Genomic DNA, 11584 nt, shown 5'->3' with positions numbered 1-11584 from the left:
CTGCCGTCCAGGTTGAAACTGTAGCCGGTAGGAATGACGAAGGCGACAATCTGGCGCGGCACGCCGATGGCCTCCATCGCTTCCATGGCGCGCGGCAGGGCAGCTTCCGAGGAGGTGGTGGCGAAGGCGATGGAAGCCGGTTCCGCAATGGCCTTCAGCATTCGCCGTATCGGCAGCCGGGTCATGAGCGCGATCGGCAGCAATACCCCGAACAGGAAGACGATGAGGGCGACGTAAAGCGTCGCCAGCAGTTTGAACAGGTTCACCAGGATGCCGAGTCCCATGTGTCCGACGGTGTTGGCAATGGCGGCGCCGACGCCGATGGGAGCGAACATCATGACGATGTTGGTGAACTTGAACATGGTTTCCGAAAGGCTCTCGCAGAAAGTCAGCATCGGACGGCGGCGCTGGTCGCTGAGCAGCGCCAGCGCAATGCCGAAGATGATGCTGAAGACCACGATCTGCAGCACCTGGCCGTCGGCGACGGACTTGGCGATGTTCTCCGGGAAGGCATGCAGGATGATGTCGGTGGCGGTCTGCTTTTGTGCCGGCGGCAGCTCGGCGTGCAGCGCGGGCGGGGCGTTCACTCCGACCCCGGCCTTGCTGATGTTGATGGCGGCAAGACCGATGAACAGCGCCAGCGTGGTGACCACTTCGAAGTAGATGAGCGCCTTGACTCCCATGCGGCCGACCTGTTTGAGGTCGTGATGTCCGGCGATGCCGACCACCAGCGTTCCAAACAGCAGGGGAGCGATGATGGTCTTAATCAGGCGCAGGAAAATCAGGCTGAGGACCCGCAGGTTGATGGCAAAGGCGGGGAAGTCGTGCCCGATCTCCGCGCCCAGAACCATGCTCACCAAAATCCAGGTGGTGAGCGAGCGCCGGGCAACGGCATAAGGAATCAGGGCTGCGATGGCAAGCCAGCGGATAACGGCGGTAGCGGTCGCGGGAGCGTGAAACAGGCCGTATCGGTCGCCAATGAAAAGCACGGCGGCGGCGAAAAACAGCGCGAGCGCGGCGATGAGGGAGCGGGACTTCATGGCTTCAGCGCAAGGCGTCTTCCAGGGCGGCGCTGGCGTCGGTTTTTTCGTCGCGGTACTTGATGATGACTGGCGCGTATACCGACAATCCCCACTCGGACGCCTTGCCCCGGTCCAGCGCACGCGAACCCGGCACCACCACCGCATTTTCCGGAACCACCAGCGGCTGATTGCCAGACGCGCGATAGATCTGGCCGCGCACCACGTCGTATAGCGGCGTGGAACGCGTCAGGATGGTTCCGGCGCCGAGCACGGCGCGGCGCTGCACCTGTGTGCCTTCGTAAACGCCGCAGTTGCCGCCTACCAGGACGTCGTCTTCGATGATGACGGGAGCCGCGTTGACCGGCTCGAGCACGCCGCCGATCTGCGCCGCCGCGCTGAGATGAACGCGCTTGCCGACTTGCGCGCAGGAACCCACGAGCGCGTGCGAATCCACCAGCGTGCCTTCGTCGACGTAAGCGCCGGCATTGATAAACATGGGCGGCATGCAGATCACGCCCGCGGCCACGTACGCGCCGCTGCGCACCGAAGACCCGCCCGGGACAACGCGGACGCGATCGGCGGGGGTGAAGCGGCGGACCGGGAAGGTGTCCTTGTCGACGAACGAAAGCGCGGAAGTGCCGCTCATGTCGGCGATCTCGCCCAGCCGGAATCCCAGCAGGATGCCCTGCTTCACCCAGACGTTGACCTGCCACTTGCCGCCGCGCTTTTCGGCGGCGCGGATGTGCCCGGCGGTAAGGGAGGCCAAAAATTCGCCGAAGACGCGACGCGCGTCTTTTCGATCCACCGCTCCGCCCAGGGAAAACAGGCGTTCAATGGCGGGTTGCAAAGACTCGGTGGAGGTCGGGGACGATTCCATGGAGCGGCAGTATAACCAAGTCAGAAGTTAGAAGTCAGAAGTAAGAAGCGGGTCCGCACAGTAACGCCGTACCGGCTAATACTTTAATCTCCTGTTTCGAGGTTGACCTGTGGCGCAAAACGCTGGATTATACGCAGTCCTGGGGCGGGTTCCATCCACCCGCTGCCCGGCTCGCATCAGAGTCATACATGGAGCGCCTGGTACCGCTGCTGGGGAGGACCCTGGTCATCGTCGCCCACCCCGACGATGAGGCGGTGGGGTGCGGTTCTTTGCTGCAGCGCATGCGGGAGCCGCTGATATTGTTCGCCACCGACGGCGCGCCTCGCGATCGATACTTCTGGGAACGATACGGATCGCGGGAAGCCTACGCGCGGATTCGCCGCGAAGAAGCGCGCAAAGCGCTGGCGGAAATCGGTGTCAGCCAATTCGAGTTCCTGTCTCCCGCCGACAATCCCCAACAGCTCTTTCTCGACCAGGATTTATTCCTCAACATTCCGCGCGCGCTGGAGGCAATTTCCGAGATCGTCACCCACATGCGGCCGGAAGCCCTGCTGACCCTCGCCTATGAAGGAGGCCATCCTGACCACGATACTTGCGCCTTCCTGGCGTGGTGGATCGCGCGCGAGCACGTTTTGCCGGTTTGGGAGATGCCGCTTTACCACCGCACGAGCGACGGCGTGGTGGTCCGGCAGGAATTCATCCTGCCGGAAGGCAACGAGGTCCTGTTGGATGCCACGCTTGCCGAGGTGCACCGCAAGCGCAGGGCGATCCAGTTATATGTATCGCAAGACGATATATTGACCGAGTTCAATCCCGCCGTCGAACGCTTCCGCCCGCAGGCTTCCTACGATTTCAGCCGTCCGCCGCATCCCGGCGTCCTCAACTACGAAGCCTGGCGCTGGTCGGTGACGGGTTCGCAGGTGGTGCAGGCATTCGGCTGCTGCATCGACCGCCACCTGCACCAGGCGGAATTCACCCGGCAAGGCTCGGCCATCCGGGGCCTGGCGTAATCGTGCGCCGCAGGTTGCGAATTCTCTACATTGCGTATCCCCTGTTGCCGGTGACGCCGGAAAGCTGCGGCGGCGCCGAGCAGGTCTTGTGGACCCTGGAAGGCGAGATGGCGCGCCGGGGCCATCGAACCGCCGTCGCAGCCTGTGACGGCTCACAAGTTTCCGGCGCCCTGTTGTCTACGGGCGCGGCGGCCACGGAAGCGGATCGCTTCGAAGAACGAAATCTGGAGCATGTCGGTCGCATCCTGGGCGCGCTGGCACAGGTGCAAGGCTCTGGCGGGCGCTTCGACATCATTCACGATCACAGTGGGAGCTTCTGGCGTCATGCACGCCAGGTCGATCTGCCCGTACTCGCGACGCTGCATCTCCCGCGCGCCTTTTATCCCGATGACACCGTTGAGAGCGTGCCGCAAAATCTGTATTTCAATTACGTGTCCCAGTCGCAGCGCGCGACGTTTGCCGATTTGCCTCATGCTCTCGCGGTGGTCCGCAACGGTATTCGGGTGCAGGATTTCCCGGCGCCAAGTGGCGAGCACGAGGATTACCTGTTATGGCTGGGCCGCATTTGCGAGGAGAAGGGCGCACACGTTGCGATTGACGTCGCTCGGCGTGCCGGGCGGAAACTGGTGATAGCGGGCGACGTGTATCCGTTCTCTTATCACGAGAGCTATTTTGAGCGCGAGATCCGGCCGCATCTGGACAATGAGCGCGTCTCTTATGTGAGACGGCCCTCCCTGGCGGTAAAAATCGGCCTTCTGCGGCGGGCCAACGCGGTGCTGCTTCCCAGCCTGGTCGAGGAAACCAGTTCGCTGGTCGCGATGGAAGCGGCGGCTTGCGGCACGCCCGTCGTAGCATTTCGCCGGGGAGCAATCCCGGAGGTGGTGCGCGAAGGCGTGACTGGGTTCCTGGTGGATAACACCGAGGAGATGACCGGCGCGCTGCAGCGGGTCACTGAAATAGATCCCGTATCATGCCGCCGGCACGTGGAAGCAAATTTCTCCGCCACCCGCATGGGGGCCGACTATGAGCGCCTCTACCGCGAAGTGATTGCGTCGTGCGGCGGTGAATCGCATCGCACTGCCGCGTAAATCAAGTTCCCAAACCGAAAACGCGCTCGAGGGCGAGCGCGCTCCATCATTCGGCTGCTGGTTGGCGGAATTACGACGCGATGCTTGCCACCTTCTCCAGTTCGAGCTGCCGGACAAGCTTCTCCAGCTTGGCCCGGTTTTCCGGTCTCATGCGGACCAGCGGCAAGCGGTAATTCTCTTCGATCTTGCCCATCATGGCGAGCACAGCCTTCACCGGCCCGGGATTTGACTCGATGAAATTCGCCTGCATCAGCGGCAGGTAGCGGCGATGGATAGCGCGCGCTCTTTTCCAGTCATTGCCCAGTGCGGCGCGCGTCATCTCCGCCATCTTGGCGGGAATTTCATTTCCCGCCACGGAAATGATGCCCACTCCGCCGAGCGAGATGACGGGCAGGGTAACGGCGTCGTCTCCGCTGAAGACCAGGAAATCCTCCGGCACCGCGTTGCATACGTCGGCGATCTGCGAAATGTTGCCGCTGGCTTCCTTCACGCCGATGATGTTCGGGATCTGCGCCAAACGGGCCAGCGTAGCGGGTTCGATGTTTGCGCCGGTGCGGCCGGGCACGTTGTACAGGATGAGCGGCTTGTCCACGGCGTCGGCGATCGCCTTGAAATGCTGGTACTGGCCTTCCTGCGTCGGCTTGTTGTAATAAGGCGAGGCGGTCAGGATCGCATCCACGCCCTGCATGGCGGCGACGGTCTTCGCCTTTTCAACCGCGTCGCGCGTGCTGTTGGAGGTGGCTCCGGCGACGATCGGCACGCGGCCGCGCGCCACCGCAATCGTAGTCTCGATGACTCCAAGCCACTCTTCGCGCGACAGAGTCGGGGTTTCGCCGGTGGTCCCGCAGGGGACCAGAAAGTCGATATTGCTTTCCACCTGCCAGGCGACGAGCGCGCGCAACGCCGGCTCGTCAATTGAACCATCGGAGTGGAACGGGGTTACTAGGGCTGTGCCGCAGCCGTAAATCTGCTTCATAGATCAGCCTCGGGACTCTTACAAGTCTAAACGTTCGACCCGGAAACGAGAACTTTAGCGCAAATCCCGGAAGATGTCCTTGAAATCATAGAAGCCACGCTTGCCCCGGAGCCACTCGGCCGCGCGCACCGCGCCCTCGGCGAAGCCGCGCCGGGACTTGGCGTCGTGCACCAGGGTAATGGTGTCGCCGGCGGATTCGAATGTGACCTGGTGCAAGCCGACGACCTCACCCTCGCGCACGGACTCGATGGGCAGCTCCGATTGCGCCACGTCGCGGATGACATCGCGAATCGTAGCGGCCGTCCCGGAGGGCGCATCTTTCTTGTGCACGTGGTGCTTCTCGAGAATCCGGCCCTGGTAGCCATAGCGGATGGCGGGCGCGGCCGCGCGCACGATATCGAAAAACAGATTCACGCCGATGGAAAAATTCGGGGCAAAGAGGAAGCCGATGCCGCTTTGCTCGACCATCTTCTTGATCCGCGGAATCTCGCCATACCAGCCGGTGGTGCCGACCACCATGTTGGCGCGCGCTTCCACGCAGGCGGCGATGTTTTCCAGTACCGCGCGCGGCGTGGTGAAGTCCACCACCACGTCAATGCCGCGGAGAGCGTCGCGGGTGAGCGCGCGCGCGCCCGCGTTCTCCGGTTCCTCCAGGATGGTGACGTTGTGACCGCGCTCTCGCGCCACTTCCGCGACCAGCGAGCCGACCTTGCCCAGACCCCCGAGGATGATGATGTTCATGGCGGCTCCGAGGAACGAGAGTAACGCCGGCGATGCCGAGATTGTAGAACACCGTGGGAGTTGCGGCCCTGGAAGCCGAAGCCGTTGCGCCAATCAGTCGCGCGCGAAGACTTCGGGGTCGGGGTCGGCGAAGAAGACGCCGTGCAACCGCCGCACCGCTTCGGGCACATCGCCTTCGTCGATCACGAAAGTGATGTTAATTTCCGACGCTCCTTGGGAAATCATCCGCACGTTGATGTCGCCGAGCGCGGCGAATACCTTCGCCGCCACCCCCGCCGTGTCGCGGATGGCTTCTCCCACCAGGCAGACAATGGCGTTGCGCCCGGAATACTTTACATCCGCAAGCTTCTCCAGGTCGGCGGCAATGGCCGGAATCGCTTCGTTGGAATCCACCGTCAGCGACACGCTCACTTCCGAGGTGGCGACCACGTCCACGGCGCAATGATGGCGGTCAAAGACGTCGAAGATGGATTTCAGGAACCCGTGCGCGCCGAGCATGCGCGTCGCCACCACGTCCACGATGGTAATCCGCTTTTTTGCGGCGATGGCCTTGAAGGTGCTGCGGCAGTGCGGCGCGCGCGCCATAATCTTAGTGCCTTCGTTCTCGGGATTACGCGAATTGAGCACCAGCACCGGGATGTTTTTCAGGATGGCCGGCAGCAGCGTCGCCGGGTGCAATACCTTGGCTCCAAAGTACGCCAGTTCCGCCGCTTCCTCGAAACCGATGGACTTGATGCGCAGCGCGTCGGGGCAAAGGTTGGGATCGGTGGTCATCATGCCGTCCACGTCGGTCCAAATCTCGATGCGAGTGGCGTCCAGCGCGGCGCCGACGATGGCGGCCGAAAAATCCGAGCCGCCGCGGCCGATGGTCGTCGTGACTCCCTCGCGCGTGGCGGCGATGAAGCCGCCCAACACCGGCACGCGTTTTTTCTCGAGCAGGGGACGCAAGCGGGCGCGAACGCTGTCGTTGGTGTCGTCCATCTGGGGCACGGCCCGGGTATGGGCCGCGTCAGTGATGATGCACTCGCGCGAATCCACCAGCGCCGCCTGCAGGCCGCGCGCGCGGAAGGCCGCCGTCACCAGCTTGCTCGACAGCCGCTCGCCGAAGGAGAGCACGTTATCGGTGGTGCGCGGCGTCAGTTCGCCGACCGCGGAGATGCCGCGCAGCAAGTCGTCAAGGGCATCGAAGTCGGCCTCCAGCTCGCCGTGGAGTTCGCCGAAGATGGAAGTTTCGAGCAGCTCCGAAGTGGCGTTGTAGTGCCGCTCGCGGACGGCGCGAGAAAGTTGCAGCGCGGAGTCACGATCTCCCGCGCCCGCGGCACGCGCCATCGCGACCAGTTGGTCGGTGACCTTGGCCATCGCGCTGACCACGACGACGGGATCATGGGCCAGGCGCTTGCACACGATCTGCGCCGCGCGATCAATTGCGGTCGCGTCCTCCACCGAGGTCCCGCCGAATTTCATTACGATAGCCATCAGCTGTCAGCTACCAGCTTTCCGCCGAAAAACCCACCGCGGATGCACGCCGATTCTACTATCAGCGCTTCTTCGCGCTGAGCTGCGCCAATTTGCGTTTTCGACTTAAGCTGCGATCGGCTTTTGGAACAGGACGCAGTAGCAGCCGCCAGGCCAGGTTTCAAAAGCGCGCACCGCGTCGAAGCCTGCGCGCTCCAATTCCGCGGTCGTCAGCTCGCGCCGGATGCCGTGCCCGCCGCGGTTGGACGGAATTCCCTTGGGCGTCCATGGCGCCAGCAGCAGGCGAGGCGCGAAATCAATCACCGCCAAAGTCCCGCCGGGACGCAGGGCGCGCAACAGGCTGACGTCCATGGCCGCCGGATCGGTCAGATGATGATAGACGCCGCGCATGTAGACCGCGTCGCAACTGTTTTCCGGGATGTTGCAAGTGTTCGGCGTCGCAGCGATCACCTCGACCTGGTTCCATCCTGCCTTCTGCTTGCGCCGTTCGAGCTTGCGCAATTTGACGGGATCGGTTTCGATGGCGTAGATGCGCCCGGCGGGTCCGATGCGCGCCGCGATCAAGGCAGTGATATCGCCGGTGCCCGCGCCGACATCACCGACCCGCGAGCCCGGCTTGAGCGCCAGCAATTCCCACAGGCGCTCCGCCTCCAGCTCGAGCCGCTGCTTGCGGTACTCGTAATAGGTTATCGCGCCTACGGCGACGGCGCCGGCCGGGGCCGCGAGAAGCAGAAGTTTGGCGAGCTTTTTCATCTTGGTGTCGATGGCGAACCAGCCTTCAGTCTCCCAGGTATCCTTGGGCCTTCAACAGTTCGGCGTTCAGAAGAGCAGCCCCGGCCGCGCCGCGAATGGTGTTGTGCGACAGGACGGTGAACTTCCAATCCAGCACGCCGCACGGGCGCAGGCGTCCCACGCTCACCGACATGCCGGCGCCGCGGTCCACGTCGAAGCGCGGCTGAGGATGGTCGGGCGCACAGTCGTAGATGAGCGGCTGCTCGGGAGCGTTCGGCAGGCGCAATTCCTGCGGGACGCCGCGAAAACCGCGGAATGCCTCGATGATCTCCTCCGCCCGCGCCGGCCTTTTCAATTTCACCGATACCGATTCCGTGTGCCCGTCCTCGACCGCCACGCGGTTACACTGCGCGCTCATGGCGAAATCGGCGGGCCGGATGCGCGCCGCTTCACCATGGCCCAGCAGCTTGCGCGTCTCTTCCTCCATCTTTTCTTCTTCCTTGGCAATGTAAGGGATGACATTTCCCAGGATGTCGAGCGAGGCTACGCCCGGGTACCCGGCCCCGCTGACCGCCTGCATGGTGACCACCATCACTTTCTCGAGGCCAAAGCTGCGGTGCAGCGGCGCCAAGGCCATGGCCAGCCCGATGGCGGAACAATTCGGGTTGGTGACAACGAAGCCGCCGCTGTCCTGCCGCCAGCGTTGCGCGTGCACCAGTTTGACGTGATCGGCATTGACCTCGGGCACCACCAGCGGCACATCTTCCTGCATGCGCAGGGCGCTGGAATTGGAAATGACGGCGCAGCCATCGGCGGCAAAGCGCGGTTCTAAATCGCGGGCAATGTCGGCGTCGAGCGCGGCAAAAATCACTCGTGGCGCTCCGTTGGGCGCCGCCGGCGAGACTTTCATACGCGCCACCATCGCTGGTATCGGCGTGCGCAGCCGCCAGCGCGCCGCCTCTTCGTAGGGCAGGCCGGAGGAGCGGTCCGAGGCCGCCAGCCACGCCGGCTCGAACCACGGGTGATGCTCCAGCAGTTGCAGAAACCGCTGTCCCACCACTCCGGTCGCGCCCAGGATGCCTACAGGAATTTTCGAATCCATCGTCGGCTGCTCAAGTTCAGTGTTTTTTGGATTTTACACGAAACGCTTCCGCCACTCGGCAAGCGGGAAATGCCGGGGTCGGCGTCAGGGCAGCGTCTGTTCCGGGGAGACTTTGTCGGCTTCGGCCGCCGCTGCCAACTGCATCTTCGCGGTCTCCATGTAGGCGCGCCAATGCCGCCAGACAATGCGCAGGCTGGCCATGATTGGAATGGACAGGTACACGCCGATGACGCCGGCGATCTCGGCCCCGGCGAGAACGCCGAACAGCGCCGCCAGCGGGTGCAGTTCGGTGCGCCGACCCATGATGCGCGGGGCGTTGACGTAGTCCTGTATCAGGCGCCACACGCCCAGGCAGATCAGGAGGATGATCAGGTGCTTGTAGGCAGTGACCATCGCGATGAAGAGAATGGCTACAGCCGCCGCCAGCGGCCCCACCACGGGGATAAATTCCAGCGCCCCGCCCACCGCTCCCAGCACGACCGCGTATTGCACCCCGAGCACCAGCAGGAGGACGGTATAAACAACCGCTGACAGCACCGCCAGGATGAGCTGCGCCCGGATGAAGTGGGCGAGCATGATGTTGATGTCGGTCAATACCGCGTCAAGAAATTCGCGTTCGCGGCGGCGGCTCAGCAGATCAATCGCACCCTGCGCGAAGGCGCGGCCGTCTTTTAAAAAGAATGCTCCCAGGATTGGCACCAGCAGCAGCCACCACGCGCGTTTGGCCTCACCGGCGAGCTTGCCTGCCGCGGTCTTGGCCCAAGCCATGATCTCATCCTGATGGTCGGCGAGGAGATGCTGTAGCTTGAGCTGCGTTTCATAGCTCCATCCCCGCTGTGCTCCGATGGTAAAGGCAATCTGGCCGCTGGCGAACTTCTGGAACAAGCCAGGAAGGGTCTGCGCCAGGTGACTTGCTTCCGCGGCCAGGCGAGATCCCAGCAGGTATCCGAACAACCCCAGCGCCGCCGCAAAAGCAAGGTAGACGATACCGATGGCGCGCCCGCGCGAGCCCTTCACCCACAGCTGCACATGAGAGACCAGCGGGTCAACGAGGTAGGCGAAGAAGATGGAGAAAAGGAAGGCGGTGAGCGTCTCGCGCGCGCCCCAGACGAACGCCAACACTCCGGCGAAAACCAGGATGGTGAAACCTACGCGCGCGGTGCGTGAATCGAGAAGCGGCAACCAGCCCGTAGGATGGCCTCCGGGAAGCGCAAGTTGGCCTGCGGCCGGCCTAGTCTCTTACCACTTCGATGGCGTCGGCCGCGATGTAGATCCGAATCAACTTGTAGTCGTTATCCAGCCACAGGCCCCACTGCAAACCGTCAGTTTCAAGGTTAAAGCGGCTGAGTTCGCGTTTCTTGCCGTGGACGTTGATCGTTTCCCGGCCGACATACTCGAAGTTGATCAGCAGGGAAGTCCGCTGGCGCGGGATCAGCGCGCCGAATTGCGCACGTTTCAGCTTGCAGGCGCCGTTGGATGGATCGGGGCGGCAGTAGCCGGCCAGGTAGCGCCACGCCAGCACTTCGCGTTGCGAGAAGAAATAGTCATCCAGGATCACGGTGGAGGGCGGCAGGATGTACTGCTGATCGATGGGCTTGTCGGCCGGCCCGGTGCTGATGTGCTGCAGCAGCAATTGCTCTTGCGGTTCGATCACCGCGGTGGCCTTGCTGGGGCTCGCCTCGTTCCAGGTATAACGGCGCAGGTCGCCGTTGCTGGACAGCACCAGTTCCGCCGATTGCACCGATTTGCTGCCATCGTCGGCGCGGAACTCCGACTTGGCAACGCTGGAATCCGCCATCTGCTCGATTCGGAAGGTCTCTGTGCCGATGCGTTTTCCGTTGACATACACTCCGAAAGAACCCGCGTCCACCATTGTCCCGGCCGGCGCCGCTTTCTTGTCCTTGTCGCCCGCGAAGGTGAAGCTTGCGAGAACCATCGTTAGCGCCGCGAGTTTACAAACAAACTTCATTCCATTCCCCCGACTGAACCCTGAAAAACCGAATTCACAATGTGTTCGACAACCTGCTGCGGTGTTCTTCCGCCGGTCTCGACCCGCAACTCTGCTGTCATGTAACTGCCGCGCCGCGCTTCGTACAATTGGCGAAAGAGGTTCGCGTCGCGCGCCAGAGGACGCTCCGCGCCGCCGGCGGCACAGCGCTGGCGCAGTTCTTCCACCGGCGCATCCAGGAAAATGGTGCGAATGCCGGGTTGCCGGAGCAAGTCGGCATTGCCGGGATAGATGAACGCGCCGCCCCCGACGGCCAAAACGTAAGGCGGCGCGGTACTCTGCAGTACGCTGCTCAAGGTCGCCGATTCCTGTCGCCGAAAATACTGTTCTCCGTGCACCTGGAAAATCTCGGCAATGCTGCGTTGCTCGCGCCGGACGATCTCATCGTCGAGGTCGATGAAGCGCCATCGTACCTTTTGCGATAAAAGCCGTCCCACCGTGGTTTTGCCCGCGCCCATGAATCCTACGAGCACGATCCGCCCGGCGGACTTCGATTTTGCCCGTTCTTCCCGCTCTGCGGTCACACGCACGCGTCCGCCCAGCCGTCAGCCG

General features: G+C 63.1%; 12 protein-coding genes. 2 read left to right on the top strand and 10 right to left on the bottom strand.

Features of this window, described 5'->3' with window-relative positions:
• On the bottom strand, window positions 1-1040 hold a 1040-nt coding region (locus VFI82_03860; protein ID HET7183794.1), incomplete at its 3' end, for a cation:dicarboxylase symporter family transporter.
• 4 nt (window positions 1041-1044) lie between these two features.
• Window positions 1045-1899, bottom strand: a complete 855-nt coding sequence (locus tag VFI82_03855) for a 2,3,4,5-tetrahydropyridine-2,6-dicarboxylate N-succinyltransferase (GenBank protein HET7183793.1) — start codon at window positions 1897-1899, stop codon at window positions 1045-1047.
• 188 nt (window positions 1900-2087) lie between these two features.
• Here VFI82_03855 and VFI82_03850 point away from each other — a divergent pair, with 188 nt between their 5' ends.
• Both VFI82_03850 and VFI82_03845 read left to right on the top strand, forming a co-directional pair.
• Window positions 2088-2909 carry a PIG-L family deacetylase gene (locus VFI82_03850; GenBank protein HET7183792.1) on the top strand — a complete coding sequence of 274 codons (822 nt, stop codon included), beginning with the start codon at window positions 2088-2090 and terminating at the stop codon, window positions 2907-2909.
• Between the two features lie 2 nt (window positions 2910-2911).
• A complete protein-coding gene (locus VFI82_03845; protein ID HET7183791.1) occupies window positions 2912-3997 on the top strand; it encodes a glycosyltransferase family 4 protein in 1086 nt (361 codons plus the stop codon).
• 70 nt (window positions 3998-4067) lie between these two features.
• Here the strand turns inward: VFI82_03845 and dapA are convergent, their stop codons facing one another.
• From dapA to VFI82_03805, 8 genes are all read right to left on the bottom strand, one after another.
• Window positions 4068-4973 (bottom strand): 4-hydroxy-tetrahydrodipicolinate synthase, encoded by a 906-nt coding sequence (gene dapA / locus VFI82_03840; protein HET7183790.1) that lies wholly within the window; start codon window positions 4971-4973, stop codon window positions 4068-4070.
• Between the two features lie 54 nt (window positions 4974-5027).
• Window positions 5028-5714 carry a dihydrodipicolinate reductase C-terminal domain-containing protein gene (locus tag VFI82_03835; GenBank protein HET7183789.1) on the bottom strand — a complete coding sequence of 229 codons (687 nt, stop codon included), beginning with the start codon at window positions 5712-5714 and terminating at the stop codon, window positions 5028-5030.
• A gap of 93 nt (window positions 5715-5807) precedes the next feature.
• Complete coding sequence (gene lysC, locus VFI82_03830; protein ID HET7183788.1) at window positions 5808-7178, bottom strand: lysine-sensitive aspartokinase 3; 1371 nt, start codon at window positions 7176-7178, stop codon at window positions 5808-5810.
• A 117-nt stretch (window positions 7179-7295) separates the two neighbouring features.
• Window positions 7296-7943, bottom strand: coding sequence for a class I SAM-dependent methyltransferase (locus VFI82_03825; protein ID HET7183787.1), 648 nt, complete (start codon window positions 7941-7943; stop codon window positions 7296-7298).
• Window positions 7944-7968: 25 nt separating this feature from the next.
• Window positions 7969-9024, bottom strand: coding sequence for an aspartate-semialdehyde dehydrogenase (gene asd, locus VFI82_03820; protein ID HET7183786.1), 1056 nt, complete (start codon window positions 9022-9024; stop codon window positions 7969-7971).
• A gap of 84 nt (window positions 9025-9108) precedes the next feature.
• A complete protein-coding gene (locus VFI82_03815) occupies window positions 9109-10206 on the bottom strand; it encodes an AI-2E family transporter (GenBank protein HET7183785.1) in 1098 nt (365 codons plus the stop codon).
• 49 nt (window positions 10207-10255) lie between these two features.
• On the bottom strand, window positions 10256-10993 hold the full coding sequence (locus VFI82_03810) for a hypothetical protein (protein ID HET7183784.1): 738 nt from the start codon (window positions 10991-10993) through the stop codon (window positions 10256-10258).
• Entirely contained in the window at window positions 10990-11562 is a 573-nt protein-coding gene (locus tag VFI82_03805) for a shikimate kinase (protein ID HET7183783.1), read from the bottom strand. The genes VFI82_03810 and VFI82_03805 overlap by 4 nt, the downstream gene beginning before the upstream one ends.
• Window positions 11563-11584: the final 22 nt, after the last annotated feature.

It is taken from the genome of Terriglobales bacterium, assembly GCA_035691485.1.
In the GTDB taxonomy this organism is placed as follows: Bacteria; Acidobacteriota; Terriglobia; order Terriglobales; family Acidobacteriaceae; genus JAIQGF01.
Note: the sequence above shows the minus strand (reverse complement) of the source record. Positions and strands in the feature narration are given on the sequence as shown.